General features: G+C 56.2%; 12 protein-coding genes. 1 reads left to right on the forward strand and 11 read right to left on the reverse strand.

What is annotated here, in order from left to right; genetic code table 11:
- Positions 1-2,315 precede the first annotated feature (2,315 nt).
- Complete coding sequence (locus P3T21_RS32640) at positions 2,316-2,639, forward strand: DUF4148 domain-containing protein (protein ID WP_429260064.1); 324 nt, start codon at positions 2,316-2,318, stop codon at positions 2,637-2,639.
- A gap of 452 nt (positions 2,640-3,091) precedes the next feature.
- On the opposite strand, the gene P3T21_RS32645 is transcribed toward P3T21_RS32640, so the two are convergent.
- The 11 genes from P3T21_RS32645 to P3T21_RS32695 all read right to left on the reverse strand — a co-directional run bounded on the left by P3T21_RS32645 (position 3,092) and on the right by P3T21_RS32695 (position 17,315).
- Positions 3,092-3,790 carry a fumarylacetoacetate hydrolase family protein gene (locus P3T21_RS32645; protein ID WP_429260065.1) on the reverse strand — a complete coding sequence of 233 codons (699 nt, stop codon included), beginning with the start codon at positions 3,788-3,790 and terminating at the stop codon, positions 3,092-3,094.
- A 124-nt stretch (positions 3,791-3,914) separates the two neighbouring features.
- A complete protein-coding gene (locus tag P3T21_RS32650) occupies positions 3,915-5,462 on the reverse strand; it encodes a methyl-accepting chemotaxis protein (RefSeq protein WP_429260066.1) in 1,548 nt (515 codons plus the stop codon).
- A 284-nt stretch (positions 5,463-5,746) separates the two neighbouring features.
- On the reverse strand, positions 5,747-6,169 hold the full coding sequence (locus P3T21_RS32655) for a GlcG/HbpS family heme-binding protein (protein ID WP_429260067.1): 423 nt from the start codon (positions 6,167-6,169) through the stop codon (positions 5,747-5,749).
- Positions 6,170-6,199: 30 nt separating this feature from the next.
- A complete protein-coding gene (locus P3T21_RS32660; RefSeq protein ID WP_429260068.1) occupies positions 6,200-7,219 on the reverse strand; it encodes a porin in 1,020 nt (339 codons plus the stop codon).
- A 62-nt stretch (positions 7,220-7,281) separates the two neighbouring features.
- Positions 7,282-8,271 (reverse strand): Gfo/Idh/MocA family protein, encoded by a 990-nt coding sequence (locus P3T21_RS32665; protein ID WP_429260069.1) that lies wholly within the window; start codon positions 8,269-8,271, stop codon positions 7,282-7,284.
- A complete protein-coding gene (locus tag P3T21_RS32670) occupies positions 8,262-9,431 on the reverse strand; it encodes an LVIVD repeat-containing protein (protein WP_429260070.1) in 1,170 nt (389 codons plus the stop codon). Before P3T21_RS32670 ends, P3T21_RS32665 begins: the two co-directional genes overlap by 10 nt.
- A gap of 156 nt (positions 9,432-9,587) precedes the next feature.
- A complete protein-coding gene (locus P3T21_RS32675) occupies positions 9,588-10,832 on the reverse strand; it encodes an FAD binding domain-containing protein (RefSeq protein ID WP_429260071.1) in 1,245 nt (414 codons plus the stop codon).
- A 117-nt stretch (positions 10,833-10,949) separates the two neighbouring features.
- Positions 10,950-12,197, reverse strand: coding sequence for an MFS transporter (locus tag P3T21_RS32680; protein ID WP_429260072.1), 1,248 nt, complete (start codon positions 12,195-12,197; stop codon positions 10,950-10,952).
- 161 nt (positions 12,198-12,358) lie between these two features.
- A complete protein-coding gene (locus P3T21_RS32685; protein ID WP_429260073.1) occupies positions 12,359-13,306 on the reverse strand; it encodes a dihydrodipicolinate synthase family protein in 948 nt (315 codons plus the stop codon).
- Between the two features lie 45 nt (positions 13,307-13,351).
- Complete coding sequence (locus P3T21_RS32690) at positions 13,352-16,369, reverse strand: FAD-binding and (Fe-S)-binding domain-containing protein (RefSeq protein WP_429260074.1); 3,018 nt, start codon at positions 16,367-16,369, stop codon at positions 13,352-13,354.
- A gap of 28 nt (positions 16,370-16,397) precedes the next feature.
- A complete protein-coding gene (locus P3T21_RS32695; RefSeq protein ID WP_429260075.1) occupies positions 16,398-17,315 on the reverse strand; it encodes a haloalkane dehalogenase in 918 nt (305 codons plus the stop codon).
- Positions 17,316-18,782: the final 1,467 nt, after the last annotated feature.

The raw sequence follows: 18,782 nt of genomic DNA on the forward strand, positions 1-18,782 counted from the left end.
GCTCGAATTTGCGAAATACGCCATCCTTCATCATCGATCCGCGCTCGCACGAGGGCGTGAAGTAGCAGGGTTGGCGGGAAACTGGCCGCCCTCCGCAGCCAGGTCGGGGCCTTGTCACGGGCATCTATTCGAGCTCGCGCACGCGCCGCTGGAGTAGATCGCCTGCGACACGGACTACTACCCACCCACGCATGCTCCTGGTAGCATCGCTTTGCGCACGCCTGCCTCATTCAACTCAGACGTTCTTCGCAGTGGCGCGAACCCGTTTGACACCCTGCTCCAGCAAGTCGACCGATGCGGCGAAAAGCACGACGTCCTTCATCATCAACGGGACATTGCCCGCCATCGCCGGAAATAGTTAGCTTCCTTGTTCGACATGGGCGTTCGTCGAACGCGTTTTTGCCCAAAGCCGATTGCGCAGGCGGTTAGTCAACGAATTAGACGCGTTGGCGCTCGACGGCCCATACCCACCATGGACCGCAGCTTTATATGACGCCTACATCGCTGCGCGATTGGGTGCCGCTTCCGGATGCCGCGCTTTACTCGCCGGAAACTGGGCGGACAACTCCGCGACAATATGCTCGTTTCACATTTGCTGACGCGTTACGGGCGTCGTGTCGTCTGCATGGCTGGCCAGCGGCGTGGCAAGAAGCGCTGTAACGATGAGAGTTCGATAAAGGCGTAGCATGATGACTTACCTAAGGTAAAGTTGACATGGCGAGATGGTGCATGCTTGCTTCGCCGCGCAGAAGTATGTAGACACACATATCTTTCATTCCCGTCGGGAATGGTCCGCTCAATCTCGTAGACACAATGTCGAATAGATATGTCCGCATGCGCTTGCTGCGCTATTAATTCAAATCGCAATATTTGATAGACAGTCCAGGGCGCCCGAATATTCCAGTACCTTGGTCCGCTGTGCGTGAGGATCCATCTTGATTCGCTCGAGCGACGTAGGGTATGGTCAAGCGGTTTGCTCCGTATCTCCGAACAGCGTCGCGCTTGTAGCACTCCATCGCTCAATTCCGGCGGCAAGCGACAACTTAGCGTGCTCAGAGCTCGCAGGACGCTCCGTCGGTCGGGATTGTCGTGCGTCGTTCGCAATTGAAGGGAACCCGTCACTTGCTCGCGAGACGGAAACGTTCGTGGATGGCGACGCAACGAGATCCCGCCTCGCGGCAGGCCGCCGAGTTGCACGGCTTGCTTTATTCGGTCATACGTTGATTTCGCTCCGCAAGAATTCTGTTCCGCGCGGCCGGATGCACCGCGTGCACGATGCGAGATCCAACGGCGCGGATGCCGACGCCATCCCCGTGTTAAAGCAAGTCGGGCGGGCTACACGCGTTAGCCAGAAACTCCCATGACATTGACGCCGGGGACCATCGTCGTGATTATTCACGATGCGCAATCAGTCATTTTATACTCTTGTTGTTTACCCTTGTACGACGGTTTCCTAGAATCGACCAACTGCTGCAGACGTTGCTTGCGTCCAGCCCTTCACAATCGTATTCAGGAGTCCATCACCATGAAATCCATCATCAAGAAAGCTGGGTGCATCGATAAGCAGTTTTAAAGATGAAGACTTTGCATACGATGCACCGTTGGATCATTTTTAATTTACTCGCAGGTTAGTTTGCCGACTGTCTGATCCGAAAAACGCGGCGAAGGCATGCAATTAGGTCCCGCCGGATTGTGTTGGGTGTTGCAAAACGAAACTGGTGTCCCCAATTCCGAAAATACGTCGCGCGTTTCAGGATGGCGGGTTGTCAGTTGCGCAACTCTGAATTCATCCTGGGGTCACCGACGCGAAAGGGAGCTAAGCCGGCGCCTGTTGGGCGAGCTGGGGCGAACGAAAAACCGCGCGTGATGCACGGCGAAACTAAAAAACCTCGTGATCAAACTACATCGATTGTGATCTGTTGAGCCGATCAGCTCTGTTGATCACTAGCTTAGTGCGCGTATTGTCGAATTGAAATGCCGAATTTTCGCAAAAACAATGCTCAATAGTATCTCCCTCCCATAGAGTTAGCTACGCGACAAAGTTAAATGTATTGTATTGCAATCTGCATAAGTGAATTCAATCGGAAGCGTTTTCTTTTGCTCCAGCATAAAGTTATAGTCACATTGCAGGCATCGATTCATCGCTTGATTTTGTACGTCGACTAATAGTTACGTTTTGATTGTCGATATTTAAGTATCAATGCTTCGTAGCGTATCGAAATAATCAATGCGTAAAAGAATGCATGCGTGAACTCGATGTAGAGGTGCCGTTCATTCGCGCTGCGACCTTCATTAACTTCTATAGGTGAACAATCATGAATCACGTTAGCAAGCTCGTAGTCATCTCCGCACTTATCGGTTCGCCGATCGCCAGCCATGCAATCGATGTGGCGTCGAAGACGCGCTCCAAAGTTCGAGAAGAACTTATCGCGGCAGAGATCTCCGGTCAGATTCCATTCAGCAAGACGTACTACCCGGACAGCCAGCCAGATCGCGCGTTGATCTACGCAGCACGCAAGGGAGAAAGCGCGTCATCGTTCGGACCGCCGGCAGCTGGCGTATCCGAAACTGGTGTCAGGACTGGTGCGACGGGGGCGGGAAAGCCTGGCATTGGCGACAATCTGTATCACGGGCACTGAAGATTGTGTCAGTTGGTGCACGAGGTGCAAGTTCGAGGCATCCGGCAAGGAAGCCGCGCAAGCGTCATCAGGGATGACGCTTGCCTGCGTAGTACCGGCTATCCGGAGCCAGAAGTCATCGCCATCCGATCAGGTTCGAGACGTTCAGGCCTGGCGAAGGACGGCTTGTCGATTTTTCTCAAATTTCCCGCGCGGCCGGTCGGCCGTCGGATGGCCGTAGTAATGTATTAGAGTTATCGGCATCCAATGGCGCGTTCCGTGTACAGAGGGCGCCTGCCCCTATGTGGTATCTGGCGTACAACTGGCCAATGGCGGCGAGACACTTCTCTCGCTAATCTGCGGGAGGCGTGATACTGCCCGGGCACGCATTGTTGCGCAGGCAGGTATCCGTGTGATCATGGGTGATGCTTCGAAAGCAGAGTACGTCTCGCTGCCCGAAGCATCCTCTGAATTTATGCTTCGTGTGCTATATCGAACGAGATCTCGCCAACACCGTCAACACCTGCTTTGACGACGTCGCCAGGCAATAGCGCTGAAACGCCGGCTGGCGTGCCCGTGAAAATCAGATCACCCGGAGCCAGTGAGATACCTGTTGAGATTGCCGCAATGATCTCCGCGACAGACCAGATCATCTCGTTCAGGTCACCTTCCTGGCAAATCGTCCCGTTCACACTCAACCAGATTTTTCCCTGTGACGGATGCCCTATTGCGCTCGCGCGCACCAACGGGCCGCAAGGACCACTGGAGTCGAAGCCCTTTGCCCAATCCCATGGGCGGCTCATTTTCTTGGCAATGTCCTGGATATCGCGGCGAGTGAGGTCGATGCCCACGCCATAACCCCATACATGGTCAAGCGCTCTTTCAACACTCACATTGAAGCCGGCGCGACCAATTGCAACAACCATCTCGACTTCATGGTGAAGGCTTGAAGTCAACGGCGGGTAAGGAATCGTGCCGTCGGCAGGCACGACCGCATCGGCAGGCTTCGTGAAGAAAAACGGCGGTTCGCGGTCTGGGTCATTTCCCATCTCACGCGCATGCGCAGCGTAGTTCCGACCCACGCAGAAAACCCTCCGGACAGGAAAGCGCGCTGAACTCCCTGCGACCGCAACGCATGGATGAGTTGGCGGTGTGATTACGAAATTGATCATGGCTGCTCCATCGGTCTGATTATCGGTATACCGTGCATGCTAAGTCTGCAACGGGTGTCGGCTCTTGCCCCTGCACAATCTTGCGCACCGCGTATTCGGGTGCCCGTTGTCAACAACACATTTCTCAAGCTATCCGGAAGATCGCTACAGAAGCCCGCAATTCGTCCGCCTGTAACTCGAGGGAACTTGCCGCCGCCGCGGCCTCCTCGACGAGAGCTGCGTTCTGTTGCGTCACTGAATCCATCTGAATAACCGCCTGGCTTATCTGGCCTATGCCTTTTCCTTGTTCTATGGATGCAGCAGCAATCTCAGCCATGATGTCGGTTACGCGCTGTACCGATCGGCTAATCTCATTCATCGTCTCGCCGGCCGCACGAACAGACTCTGTGCCGTCCCGCACGCGCTCTACGGAATCCACAATGAGGTCTTTGATATCCTTTGATGCCGTGGAGGAGCGTTGCGCCAGTGAACGAACTTCCGATGCTACGACTGCGAAGCCACGCCCCTGTTCGCCCGCTCGCGCTGCCTCGACGGCTGCGTTCAATGCCAGGATATTTGTCTGGAACGCAATACCCTCAATCATGCCAACGATGTCTGCGATTTTATCGGCGCTCGCGTTTATACCCGCCATTGTTTCTGCGACTTGCGAGAAAACCAGACTGCCGCGCTCGGCAACATCCACGGCCTGCGCCGCAACATGACTTGCTTGCCGGGCATTGTCGACATTGTGGCTGACGGTTGACGTGAGCTCTTCCATGCTGGCAGCCGTCTCCTCCAGCGAGGCGGCCTGTTCCTCGGTGCGCTGCGAGAGGTCCTGATTGCCCGTTGCGATCTGGCTCGTCGCAGAAGCGATGGACTCTGCGGAGATCTTGATCGTGCCAATCGTCCGAACCAGTTGCTCCTGCATTCGCTTCATCGAGTAGAGCAAACTGACACGGTCATCAGGCTCCGTATGAACGACGACCGCAAGATCGTTATTGGCAATGCGTGTTGCGATCTCCGCAGCATAAGCTGGTTCGCCGCCAAGGGAGCGCAAGATGCCGCGGTTCAGGGCGACGACCACCATGCTCAACAAAACGGACGCGACTGCCAGAAGGCCTAGACTACGATAGAGAGTGGCACGAAACGCAGTGTCGATATCGTCGATATAAACGCCTGAGATAAAGATCCAATTCCATCGCTGATAGCTGTCGACGTAAGAGAGTTTCGGAAAGACTCCGTTGGAGTTCGGCTTGGCGAATGAGTAGCGCGTGAATCCTCTGCCTTCGCGCTTGACGATGTCGACCATGTTTTGATAGAGGCGAACGCCGTTCGCGTCCTCGTATCCGAGCAAGTTCTTTCCCTCTCGTTCTGGAGTGATCGGGTACATGAGAAGCACGCCGTCCGAATTCATAATTGTGAAGAATCCTCCTGATCCGCCGTAGCGCATTTTCCGCATGACGGCCATGGCCTTTCTCTTGGCCTCATCGACCGGCATCGTTCCCGCTTCCGCTTGCTCAGCATAGGCCTTTACCACTGTCAGCGCGATTTCGGTGGTATGCACAAGATCGGCTTTCCTTTCCTCAAGACGCACATCGCGCGTACTATAAGCGTCAGTAACTGAGAGCGCTGCGAGACAAAGAAGATTGAGGACCAGCGGCAACCAGAGTTTTTGCGAAAACGATAACTTCATGGTCTGGATATCTGCGATTTAATTTATTGGAATAACTGAGGGGCGACAGTCAGACGCGTGGTTGAAGAGTTTGATATCGCGCACTGGTCGTGAGAGATCAGGGAACACTACCTGCGGACACACTCCCTAACTGTTTAGAAAAACGTCATCCATCGATATAGGCACCTCATTGACCACGCAAGGTCTCGGCTGGACCTGCGTGGATGGCTACTCGTCGTGTATGGGTGCACGTCGCTTGCTGCTTCGAAGTGCACCATCACGTCATGCTGATACGCGATTTCAGATTAACTGTCGGTTGGTGATCGTCTCAACGCGGTTGAGACGCCTGCCGCAGCGATTTGCGCGTCCTGATCAGATTTAACCCCTGAAACGCCAACCGCTCCGACGCACTGACCATCGAACATAATAGGCAATCCGCCTTCCAGAGTAGCTAGCAGCGGAGTACTCAGGAAAGCAAATCGACCACCATTGATCATGTCTTCAAACGCCTTGGACTCCCGGCGCCCAATCGCTGATGTGCGCGCCTTTTCGGTCGCAATGGACGCGCTAGCGGGTGATGCACCGTCCAGTCGGGAGAGTCCAAGCAGATGTCCACCATCATCAACCACAGCTATCGTGACTGGCCAATTGTTTTTGGCCGCCTCATTCCGCGCGGCGATCAAAATTCCATCAACCTCGGGGAGGGTGAGAATACATTTCATTTTCATAGCGCTATCTCAAAGCGAAATTAGAACTTCCTAAAATACCTGTCTGATCCCGACACCGAAGCTGTTCGCGGTTCCGGCGTTGCTCAGCTTGTCGAAAAGATAGCTCGCGTATAAATCCGTTCGTTTGGACAAGTGGTAGTCAAACGTCACACCTGCTGTATCGCGGGAGTGGTCCGGTGCGCCACCTCCTACGGTCGTATTCGTCCTCGAATAGGCCATCTGCAATGCGAGGTTGCCGAATGGTACCGCCACGCCTCCCTGGTAGGTATTGTCGATCGCGCCGTTTTTAGACTCAGCGTTGTGAGCGTATGACGCGTACAAGTGAACATATTGAAAATTGTAGGCGCCTCCTAGAAAATAGGTGTCCTGATGATTAATACCCGGAGTAAAACCGAGTCCGTATTTCACTCGTTGCACGAGACCCGCTAGGTAGAGCGGTCCGCGGTCATATACCAAGGCCGCCGACTGATTATGTGCGCCAGTGCCAGGAGCAGTTTCCATTACAGAAAACTTTACGCCGTGGATTGATGGGGATTCGTAGAGGATAGCGCTGTCCCAACCCGTGTCACCCAGAACATTACGGCCGTAGGCGGCGATCCAGGTCTGGGTTTGGAGCGGACTGAATCTATAGGAACTAGGTATCGGGTTCGTCCTCGCGGTGATATAGAACAACGTGGTCACCATGCGCCCAAAACGGAGCGTTCCATAGGGGCCGGCGAGATCAACATAGGCGTTTCTGGAATACGTCGTATCGCCGGTAAAGCGGCCGGCCTGCCCCGTATTGACGAGAAAGTACCCCTCTATTTCGAAATCGGCCTTGTAGCCACCGCCGAGATCTTCAGTTCCTCGTATCCCATAGAACGAGGTTGTTTGCCCCCCGTTCAGCAGGCCGACCGTTGCGGCCGAATCACCACTAGCTTTAAAACTGCCGACTACAGCGTCCACTATCCCATATACCTGAACCGACGACTGCGCGTTTGCCGCGACGGGAGAGAGGGTGGCGAATGCCAATGCAATTGCAGCATACCGGGAAGAACCTGGCATGTTCATCAACTAGTCTCCAAATGGATTTATCTTTAGTTTGACAACATATCGATTGTCGTTTTCTCGAACTACACCTGAATGGGCCGAGCGCTCCGTAGTGATTTGGAGGCGGCCGCGGTGATGGCGACGTTCCGAATCATCTGGTCGACAGAAATTTGGTAGGGTTCGCCGTTGACAACGGCGCGGCAGAAGCCTTCCAGATTTGCCTTCACGGAATCGTTCCAGCCATGCACGATTGTTGTCTCGGCTCCGTTCGTCATGCGAATGGTCGTGATGCTTGACCCTCCGGCATCCGGATGGGCCAAGTTTCGGATCTCGGCCCAACCAGCGGTTCCGAAGACAGCGAATCGCATGTAAAGCGGAGTCTCGAGCACGGAGCTGACGTAACCTGTTGCTCCGCTGGAGAAACGCAGATGCAGCGAGAGAGTCTTGCTAACCTTGGCGGCTTCGCGGCGAGGTGAAACAGCGTACACCTCGGAAACGTCACCGAGCATATCGAGCATGAGATCTGTCAGGTGAACACCCGTGGCGGTCATCGGCAGGGGAGCGAGATGCGTGTCCGTAAATCGCCAGCTTTCGGTTGGCACATTCGCCAGCTTGTCATGGCTGAAACTGCCCTCGGCGTGTAGAACGGTCCCCAACTCGCCGCGTTCGATGAGCCCGCGCATATTTACCATTGCGGTCTCAAAGCGACGCTCGTGCCCGAGTCCGAGTCGAACACCTGCCTTCTCACATGCGGTAGCACACTTAATCGCGTCGTCAACGGTGAGCGACAGCGGCTTTTCGCAGAAAATGTGCTTTCCCCGGGCGGCAGCTTTCATGACCTGTTCCGCATGCAGGGCATGTGGCGTAGTCAGCACCACCATCTGAATGGTGCTGTCGTTTAACATGCTCTCGAAGTCTGTGGTGAATGGCACGCCATAGGCATCGGCCACTTCCCGATGGGCGTCTCGACTACCAACCGCAGTGGCGAATTGGAGCGCATCGGACCCCGCCATTTGGTGCATTAGATGCCTTCCCCACCAACCGAGCCCCACAATCGCCGCCTTTATTGCCACGGATCCACCTCCAGGATGTAGAGGCCGCCGTTGTAGTCGGTCGAGTAGACAATGCCTTCCGAGTCCACGAATACATCAGCAGACTGGATGACCCGCGGACGGTCTGGACGCTGGTCCATCAATCGCTTCGGCTCCGGCGGCACCCACGCTGCGACCTCGACGGGTCGGTAGGGATCGCGTACATCAAACGCGCGTATTCCAGCGTTCTGATACGTTGCGAAGATAATGTCGGAGCTGACCAACGAACCCGGACGATTTTCGTGCAGGTTATGTGGCCCGAAATGTCCAGCCTTCGCTTTGTATTCGGACTCCGCAGGCGACGGAAATGTCGAGATGCTTACCGGATTGCGCTTATCGCGGACATCGAACATCCAGATAAACTTCTCACCGTCTTCTTGATGGTCGAGAACCGCTTCGTCTAGTACGACCAACAGATCACGATCCGGAAGTGGCAAGCAATTGTGCGTGCCGCCGCCGAATGGCGGTGACCACTTTCTATGACTGGTCAATTTCGGCGCTGATCGATCCGCCACGTCCAGGATGACCATCCCGGCATCACGCCAAGCACAATATGCTGTATCACCGTGAACGATGGGGTGGTGCAGGCCATTTCGTCTGGAACCGTCCCACAAAGGTACCTCTCCGCCGGCGACATGCATGCCAGGCAACCAGAATCTGCCGGCTTCCATCGGCTTCCGGGGATCGGACATGTCGATGGTGATGAAAATATAGTCCGTATATCCATCGAGCAGAGCCGATGCGTAGGCCCAGCGGCCCCCGGTGTACCACACTCGGTGGATTCCACCGCCCTCCACGGGCATAAAGCCGATCTCTCGGGGAGAGTCGCCCTTTGAAATGTCGTAAACAGCTAGTCCTGCCCGCCAATGACGTCCGGTGCTGGGTTTACTGGCGGTGCCGACCTTCTGACCTAGCGCACCGCTATAGTACGCGCGCTCGTCCTGAAATTCGGTCGCGGCGAACATGTCTTTGGCGTTAATCACAAGCAGCAGATCGTCATGTGTCTGCAGGTGAATATTCCAGGTGTCGGGCGATGCCGGTATATAGTTCACCGGCTTCGGATTCTTCGGATCCCGTACATCGATGACGCTGAATCCCTTTGAAAACATGTGACCCACGTATGCATAGCCGTGATGAACCATGAGCTGTACTCCGTCGGGGCGGCCGCCCTGGTCCGAGTGGCCAATGATGCGCATGTTCCTCGAAAATTCAGGGACTGGAAGGTCGGAAGTGGGCATCTCAATCTCTCTAGTTGCGTTGCATGTCCGGCGTCGCCGGGATCTATGTGCAGCCTACAATCAGTGCGTCTTAAGGAACTCGGACGATGCCGTATTCTTAAGAATGCCGTTGACACTGTGGAATTCCTTCCAATGCGCGTCGTGCGGCGCGCTATCGGAGTGATGTGGCAACAGCAGATACTCACCGAGCATACGGCCACGTTCGACCGCCTTAAGGCCGACTTCGAGGCGGTCCTTTTCGAACTTTGCCAATGACTGTTCGATCGGCACAGAAGCGTCGCGCAAAACAGCAGCGAGTGCTTGAGCGTCGGATGCGCCTTTGGCAACGCCCATGCCAATGTGGGGCCGGCCAACAGAGGCGGCGTCGCCTATCAGGACGACACGGCCAAACACCATCTTCGGCGACATATGGTCGTAAATGGGTGTGAAGAAGGGGCGAGCAATGGCCGCCAGGGTGTCACTAAATGACGGGGGAAGCTGGGCTTTGGCCGCCCGCTTGATCTCGTCGATAAGATCCTGGCGAACTTTCGCCGGCGAGATCGAGACCGGATGGTAAGCACCACTTTCGTCCACGAGCATCGTCTCGAGCGCTTCCTTGTCGACCGGGCGGTACCAGACCCAGTTGTATCGCCGATGACCGGGCTCGAGTGCGTGGTCCTGACCCGGAATGGGGTATCCGATGATCTTGTTGTTCGGCGGCAAAAAGAACGCGAACTTGTCGAAGATTGTGTCTTTCGCAGACTTCGGCATGGCGTTCTCGTCCGCAACGCCGCGCCAGATTACGTAGCCGGCGTATATCGGTTGGATCTCCGGCATGTATATTTCGCGCACCGTCGAGCGATAACCGTCCGCCGCGATGAGCAGATCAGCTCTCTCTACGCGCCCGTTTGCAAAATAGGCCGTTACGCCAAATGACGATTGCTCGACGGATTGCAAGTTGCAACCGAGATGGTGATTCTCGCTCGGGATCATCGTCCGCATCAAATGATGGAGCTTGTCCCAGGATGTCACGATCTGAGGATAGATCACCCGGTCGATAACGCGGTCCTTCTGATCGATAGCGATGCGGTCGGTGATCTCAACACCGAGGCGGCTAACGTCCACGCCGCTTTCTACGAGCGCCTCGTGAAGCTCAGGTTGGACGGTGATGCCCGCCCCGCGCCCGAACAGTTCCACATCGGAACGTTCGAAAACCTCGACAGACCAGCCGGCCTTGCGCAGCAACGCGGTCGCAGAGAGTCCGGCCAAGGAGGCGCCGATGACCAGCGCGCGTCGCCGGGACGACGGAGTGTGATGTTGATTCATTGCTTTACCTCACAACAAAGCGGATTCAATAGAGACGTTCTACGGCCTTTTTTCGGAGTTTCCGATCGAAGGGAAGTGACTGCGGGGGGTACACTAACAACTACGATTTCTCAACACTCATCGAAGGCGGGAGAAATCAAAGAAGCTCATGAGCACAATGGCAACACACGGTGGCGCGAACACCATCACGTTGGCGGCAACGGACCACCCCCACATTTCCGCGAGCTTCCCGAACAGAAATCCTGCGAACGGTCCGCTTATATAGAATCCAGCCATCGCCGCCGATACTGCGTATCCAATTTGTGAGGGGTGAGCGCTGCGCTGAATGATGGAAACGAAGCGGGCATAGAAAAAGCCGCTGACCATTAGTCCGAAAACAAAGGAAAGAGCGGCGTGCGTAAGCGGGCGCGACGCACCATTGAAGAGCGTGAAACTCACTGCTGCAAGGATGGCAAGACCAGCAAAGACGCCCATTTTCCCGAGACGATCGCCGGCCCAACCTCCAACTACCGCGCCCATTGCGCCAAGTCCGTACATCCCCAACGCCGAGCCCGCCGCGATCGGCGAAAAATGCAAAGTCTCGTGAAGGAATGTTGCGTACAGACTGGAATATGAAAAGAAGGCGAGGCCGACTAGCGCAAATGAGATTGAACCAAGGATGACATTTCGACTGAGCAGTCGGGGAATTTCTTCGGGCTTTCCGTGAATTGTGCCGGTGGCGTCGCTGCCCGGCTCTACGGCCTCGATAAAACCGGAAGGAATGAGGATGAAGACCGCGATGGCGATAAGAATCCCAGCGACGCCAAAGATGTACAACGGCATCTGCCACGATCCGAACCATGCACCGAGACGTGTGCCGGCGATCGGACCTATAAGCGCCCCAAAGCCGAAAAACGCCTGCATGACCCCCATTGCCGCACCGCGGCTCCGACCGAAATAACTGCCTACGCAGCTAAAGATCGTTGCAATCTGCAGCGCCTCCCCGACCCCCGTGAGAGCACGATATACCGACAGACTGACGAAACCCTCGGCTAAGGGTGTAACAAGTGTAAAGAGCGAGTAGCCAATCAGACCGCCGACGAGAATCGAACGGCGCTTGAAGCGTGCGAGAAACCATCCGCAGATGGCCCCGAAAACGGCGACGTTGATCGTAAAAACGGTGCTGGCGAATCCTGACTGAGCCAAGGTTAGTCCGTAGGTTGCCCGAATTCCGCCGAGTAACGCGGGGAACACCTGACGGTCCATCGCGTTAAACATGTACGAGACGCCGAGCAGAATCATGACGAATACGAGGGAGGTATTCGATAACTTTCTGGCCGGACCCACTGCGGCGGCCTGCACGGCATAGCTTTCTAAACTGTTCATGCGTGTCTCCTCTTCGAATCCTGGTGCAGATCCAGATGCCTTCGTCTTTCTTGTCGTCGCGCCCGCCTATGTTTATAGGGCGCAACGCAGGTTTCCTGTTATCACGAGGCGGCAATGGTGATCTGTGGTCCCTGTCCCACGCAGGTGGGCGGGGTTGGTTGCTACGGGTTTAGGCCTAGGCCATGCATGACAAATCGGACGTCGCTTAGCCGCTTCATCAGGTCCAGGCCGACCTCGTCCACGAGGGACGTCAGCGGCGGGCGAACGATCGACCATGCGTCCGCGTGGGTGACCTTCGAGATAACGTATTTCATCGCCGGAATCATTGGCACCGAGGTGAAGATTTCTCGAATTGCCAATGCGGCAGTCAATGTATTTGTCGGCTTACCTAAAACCAGCGCGCTGTACAGATCGGCAAGGCCGTGCGGATTCATATTTGCCGTTGCGCTGATACATCCGGCACCGCCGAGTTCTACCGCTCGAGCCAGGAGCGCTTCGCTCGCGGGGAAAACGTCGAATCCTTCAGCCCCGAAGCTGCGAATCATCGCCTCGGTGTTTGCCCAGTCTCCTGAGGAATCCTTTGCGCCACAAACAACGTCGGGGTAGCGCTTGATCAGGCGTTCGATGAGAGGCAGGGTGATGGGAACCTGGGTGAATTGCGGGATGTGGTAGAGATAAATCCTCAAGCGCGAGTCCGAAACCGAGTCGATGATCCGGGAAAAATAGTCGAAGAGACCGTTCTCCGATGGATTCTTGAAATAGTACGGTGGCAGCATGAGAACACCGGCCGCCCCCATGCTGACGGCATGACGAGTTAGCTCGATCGTCTCCTTCAGCGAAGACGTGCCCGTGCCGGGCATCATCCTTCTGGCCGGCAGCCCGGCGTCGATCAATGTGTCGAGCAACGACATACGTTCGGAAAGCGAAAGCGATGCTGCCTCCGAATTTGTTCCAAACACGGCGAGACCTACGCCGGCATCCACCAGCCACCGGCAGTGATCGACGAATGCCCGGGTGTCCACTTCCAGGTCGTATCCGAATGGAGTCACGACGGGCGCAAGTACGCCCCGGATAGGCTGGGGAGTGTCGGGAGTTAGAGAGGTTGTCACAGTGCACTCCTTGAATAAACGGTATGTATGTTTGCAGGCGCAGTTCTATGCGCTTATCGTTGAGGCTACCGAACTCACGGCATTGCCCTCACCCAAGGGGGCCTCGGCGAGCGCGTGCGCGATCTTCAGAAGCTCGGCGAAATGCACGACTTTGCGTCCGGTTTTTTGCTGGATTTGCTCCCGGCAGCTGAAGCCGTTTGTCAGGATGAATGCCTGCATCGGCGCCTCCCTCACAGCAGGCAACAGAACCAGTTCGCCCACGTTCGTAGAGATCTCTTCATGCTTCGGATCAAAGCCAAATGAACCGGCCATGCCACAACACCCGCTGTCGAGCCACGTCGCCTTTACGCCCATCGCCGCGAGAATGGCTTTTTCGCCCGTCACACCGAACAGGGACTTCTGGTGGCAGTGCGCATGGACGATCACTTCGGCGTGAAGCTCGGGCGGTTGGTACCCGCTCACGTTGAGAAAATCGCCAAGCAGGAAAGCGTTGTCGGAGAGGATTTTTGCCCGTGGATCATCGGGGAACATTTTCAGCAGCTCGTCCTTGAACACGGACATGCATCCGGGTTCCAGTCCGACGAGAGCGACGGCGGCATTGTCTCCGTCAAACATGGGAGACAACGTGTCGAGAATCGTCTGCAAACGGTCGCGGGCCGCGTCGAGGTAACCAAAGTCATAGAGCGGACGGCCGCAGCATAGGCGACGCGATGGTAAGTGTGCGTCGAAGCCGGCGATCTCGAGTATGTCTACCGCGGCGTCAGCGATTTCGGGATGAAAGTGTTCACAAAAGGTGTCCACCCAAAGAACCACCTTCTTTAGTGATCGAGAGGGATTTGTGGCGCGGCGTTTGTGAATGCTGCTATGCGTTTTCGGGGCAAATCGGGGCAGCTTTCTTCCCGAAGCAACACCGGCGATTCGCTTTGCAATGGACGAAATCACCGGTGTTTGTGTCAGTGCGTTCGCGAGACCCGGCAAGCGACCGGCGAGGGGCGCCCAGTCTCCAATACGACCCATAGATAACGCCTGGCGGGGACGTCTGCGGCCTTCGTAGTAGTGAGAGAGAAATTCGGCTTTGTAAGAGGCCATGTCCGTGTGGGTCGGACAGTCACTTCGGCAACCTTTGCAGGCGAGGCAAGTGTCCAACGCTTCCTTAACGGATTCGCTTTGCCAGCCGTCCTCGATCAGGTCTCCCTGCAACATCTCCCATAGAACTCGCGCTCGACCTCGAGTCGAGAAGCGCTCGTCGCGCGTCGCCCGATAGCTGGGGCACATCGTGTTTCCCTTCTCGGTGCGACAACGCCCCATTCCAACGCAGCGCTCCACCGCACGCTGGAAGCCGTTTCCTTCCGCGCTCCTAAACTGAAGCTTGGTGGCGAAGTTCACGACCTTGTAAGCCGGACCCATGCGCAGGTCTTCGTCAAGACCGCGTGCGTCCACGACTTTTCCGGGGTTCATACGACCTTGGGGATCCCAGATCTTCTTGAAGGTGCGCATCGCTTCCATCAGTTCGTTGCCGAACATGATTGGCAGCAATTCGCCCTTGGCCTGACCATCGCCGTGTTCGCCCGACAACGATCCGCCGTAATCGACGACGAGCCCGGCGGCTTCCCTTGCGAACTGCCGATAGCCAAGTACCCCTTTTGCGTCGCGCAAGTCAAAGGTGATACGGGCGTGGACGCACCCATCGCCGAAATGGCCGAACAGCGAGGTCCTGTAGCCGTAACGATCTACCAACGCCTGGAAGGCGCGCAGGTAATCCCCGAGCCGAAGCGGGTCGACCGCTGCATCTTCCCAGCCAACTTTGGGATCCGGCTCTCCGGGAGTAATCGACAATTGCGTACTGGAGGCGCCGTTCTCGCGAATGGACCAGATCCGTTTTTGGTCCTCGCGGCTTGCGAGAAGTTTGACGGTGGGAACGGGTCCGCTGTTGCGATTTAGGATCTTCGCGGCGGCTCGCTCCGCATTGGCAACCGCTTCTTCGGGATTGTCGCCACCGAATTCGATGAGCACCCACGCATCACCCTCCGGCAGCATCGCAATCTCGGCGGCTGCCAGTTTTCGCGCTTCGAGTCCTCGAATGATTTGGCGGTCGAGGCCCTCGATCGCAAGCGGGGAGCACTGCAGAAAGTCGGGGACCGCGTCGGCGGCGGCATATATGTCGGGAAATCCCAGGGCGAGGACCACGCGATGCGCGGGGCTATGAACCAGGCGAACACGGGCGCGAAGCGTCAGCGCACAGGTGCCCTCGGTTCCTACAAGTGCGCGGGCGACGTTGAATCCGTTTTCGGGTAGCAACTGGTCCAGGTTATAGCCCGAGACGCGACGCTTGATATTCGGAAACCGGCTGCGGATAAGATCGGCATACCTGTCGCGAAGCGCCCGCAGGCCTGCGTAGATTTCTCCCTTTCGTCCGCCCTCGGCGATGATGCGCTCGAGTTCCTCCTCACTCGTCGGACCGACCCAGAACCGGGCGCCGTCGTAGGTCAGAACCTCGAGTTCTTCAACGTTCTCAAGCGTCTTTCCCGCCATCACGGAATGTGGACCACAGGAATTGTTCGCGATCATTCCACCTAGCGTGCATCGGCTATGGGTCGATGGGTCCGGCGCAAAAGTAAGCCCGTGCAGTTCGGCTGCATCGCGGAGCTGATCGCATATCACGCCCGGTTCAAGAAGCGCGGTGCGTGAGACTAGGTCAACATCGAGAATGCTGGAACAGTGGGCGGATACGTCGAATACGACCGCCGTATTTACAGTTTGCCCGCTCATCGAAGTACCGGCGCCCCGCATCAGAACAGGTGCATCGTGGTGTCGGCATACCTCGATTCCTTTGATCAGTTCGTCGATCGACCGTGGGATAACTACCGCCAGCGGCACCTGCCGGTAATTGGAAGCATCGGCCGCATACACAGCCAGGTGACCCGCACCGAAGTGCACTGACGTGCCGAGAGTGCCGACCAGTTCGAGACGGAGCTCGGTCCATGGGTCTCGTACCCCATTCGCCCCGACAGGCGATTCATCGCCACGAGTCAAATTCGGTTGCGCGGATTCTATTGTCGACATGATGAGCCGTTTTGCATTGGATTCGACGTTACGATGCGGTAGGAGCGGTCCACGTCCCACTACGAACTGCCGTCACGAATTGGGCAGTCGCTTCTCCAATTTGATGCGGGCAGTCTTCGGGCAAATAGTGTTTTGCGCGCAGAGAGATCTCGCGTTGATTGGGCCACGCGCGGCAAAACTCACGCGCCGCACCGGCCGTTCCGTGTCCTTCTTCTGCGTTGATGAAGAGCTTGGGCAAATGAACGCTTTGCGTCAGCCAATCGCTGTATCGTTTGACGCGCGCATACATGTCGGGCGGATCCCCGTCAAACGGGATTTGGCGCGGCCACACAAGGGTCGGTAGACGCGAGACGCCAGGTTCGCGGAATGGCTTCAAGTAGACGTCCTTTTCCGCGGCGGTAAGCTGGCGAATTACGCCGTATTCGAACAACATCTTCTCTATGAAGAAGTTATCGTGGAGGCACATCCTTTCTCCTTCTTCGCCGCGCAGCCGCTTGAACATCTTCTGGCGCTCTGGAGCCATGTCGGTCCACAGCCGCGGGCGAACCATTGCCTCCATGTAGACGATGCCGGATACCGAGTCTGGAAAACGGACTGCACGGTCAAAGCCAAGCGCTGCCCCCCAGTCCTGGACGACGAGGATCACGTTCTCGCGCAGGTTGAGCTGGTCGAACCACGCATCGAGGTAGTTCGCATGGTCAGAAAATTTGTAGGAATACGTCGGGGACGGACTTGAAGAACCCATTCCGATCAAATCGGGGGCAAGGCATCGTCCGAGGTGCTGGACGTGTGGAATGACATTTCGCCACGTATAGGACGATGTGGGGTTGCCATGCAGGAAAACGATCGGATTGCCTTTGCCGACATCGACGTACGCCATATCTGCGTCGTGCACGCGGGTTGTCTTGAGATCAAACGGGAAGTCGGCAGATATCTCTCTTTGCATTTCAAGTCTCCTTGCCGACGGAGGTCAAAACCCATCGTCGGCCGTGTCATACATGTTTCGTAATACAACGACTTGTCGCGCTCTCTTCGGCTACCTGAGCTTTGTTTTCAGGTACCACCGACGATGTTTTTCACGAAACGCATGTGTATTCTTTGAGTGGTCCGTAGGTCGGGTCGGCCCCACGGAGTGCTGGCACTACACCGAGGAATCCAGCGCTCCGAACTGGTTCCGCACTGCCTGTATCCGAAGTCTGCGCGGGACTCAGAGCGACATCAAACGCATTTTGGTCGGCTTTTGCATGAAGTTTATGAATGATCGAACCTCGCCTTGAATGCGGGACCTCGTTTCCTTCGTCGACCGGTGATCGCGCTGTAACGGGAGTCTTTTCTTCGCCACGGCGCTATTTCGAATCCCGACGACGTGTATTGGGTGCGCATACAACTGTTCGCTGCCTCATCTGGAGTCGATGAAAGAACTGAGGCGACACTTTGCTGGCCGAGTTGAGTGGCGTATGGGTAATGCATGAAGCGAGTCCTTAGCCGGATCGCCCCTCGCACACGGCAGTACGTCTTTCGCCGGGAAAACGGGTTTGAAAACGCGATCAACGCGAATTGATGCTATTCATAGGCGTAACCCGGGGGTAGGTTTGCGTAAGGAATAGCTGTTATGTCGATTCGGAATGAGATTTCACCCTACCAATCACAAGCAGGTACAAGTGGCGGTACGGGCATGGCGCAAGTGATGCGAGGAAATGGCAGCCGCGTGCGCGGGTCTCGTCAGGCGTTCTATTTCTCGTTCGCCGACCGATAACCGTGAGTGAAGAACGTCTTAAACGGTAGGCCGCGTTAGAGAATAACTTCCATTCCTGCAAGGCATGGGGAGTTCTTCCAGTCCGGTGGCGTACGATTAAGCAACACCTGCGGTCGTGCGCGCCGTTGCTAAGGGGAAAACCGTCTCATGTGCGGTTCGCGGCACCATTGGCGCGTTATGCGGCTACAGTCAGGACCGGTTGAAAACGCAGTGACGGTTCGCGCGGCTCGTTTCGGCGAGGCCGTGCCCGTCCACGCAAAGTTGCCGCGTTAGTTACTATCGCGCACGAATACCTGTCAACGCGAGTGCGTCATACTTGACATGTTTTCGGTGCCGAAGTTAATTCGGGCTCGCGCGATAGTAGACGCCCCTGCTGTGTCGAGGGAAGAGGCAAAAGATCTTGAGTGATACGAATGGGCACTTTATTGATCCTCGAGAGACTGATCAAGATCACGTTGGCGGCGTAAAGTGCAGACTCCTAATTTACCTGAAAAGGAGTATCACCATGAGCCGTATTAACGTTCCCGCTGCTGAGTTGGCCACCGGCGCAATCGCAGAAGTGTATGCCGAGGTCAAGAAGGTTGCAGGCGGTGTGCCGAACCTGTTTGTAGCGCTGGGAGCGCTGGCGCCGCAGGTGCTGAAATCGGTGCTCAATGC

The sequence above is a fragment of the Paraburkholderia sp. GAS334 genome (assembly GCF_050436625.1).
GTDB lineage: Bacteria > Pseudomonadota > Gammaproteobacteria > Burkholderiales > Burkholderiaceae > Paraburkholderia.

Coding starts and splice junctions, on each gene's coding strand:
- P3T21_RS32640 (WP_429260064.1), top strand. CDS start 2,316: ATGAATCACGTTAGCAAGCTCGTAGTCATCTCCGCACTTATCGGTTCG.
- P3T21_RS32645 (WP_429260065.1), bottom strand. CDS start 3,790: ATGATCAATTTCGTAATCACACCGCCAACTCATCCATGCGTTGCGGTC.
- P3T21_RS32650 (WP_429260066.1), bottom strand. CDS start 5,462: ATGAAGTTATCGTTTTCGCAAAAACTCTGGTTGCCGCTGGTCCTCAAT.
- P3T21_RS32655 (WP_429260067.1), bottom strand. CDS start 6,169: ATGAAAATGAAATGTATTCTCACCCTCCCCGAGGTTGATGGAATTTTG.
- P3T21_RS32660 (WP_429260068.1), bottom strand. CDS start 7,219: ATGAACATGCCAGGTTCTTCCCGGTATGCTGCAATTGCATTGGCATTC.
- P3T21_RS32670 (WP_429260070.1), bottom strand. CDS start 9,431: ATGGTTCATCACGGCTATGCATACGTGGGTCACATGTTTTCAAAGGGA.
- P3T21_RS32675 (WP_429260071.1), bottom strand. CDS start 10,832: ATGAATCAACATCACACTCCGTCGTCCCGGCGACGCGCGCTGGTCATC.
- P3T21_RS32680 (WP_429260072.1), bottom strand. CDS start 12,197: ATGAACAGTTTAGAAAGCTATGCCGTGCAGGCCGCCGCAGTGGGTCCG.
- P3T21_RS32690 (WP_429260074.1), bottom strand. CDS start 16,369: ATGTCGACAATAGAATCCGCGCAACCGAATTTGACTCGTGGCGATGAA.
- P3T21_RS32695 (WP_429260075.1), bottom strand. CDS start 17,315: ATGCAAAGAGAGATATCTGCCGACTTCCCGTTTGATCTCAAGACAACC.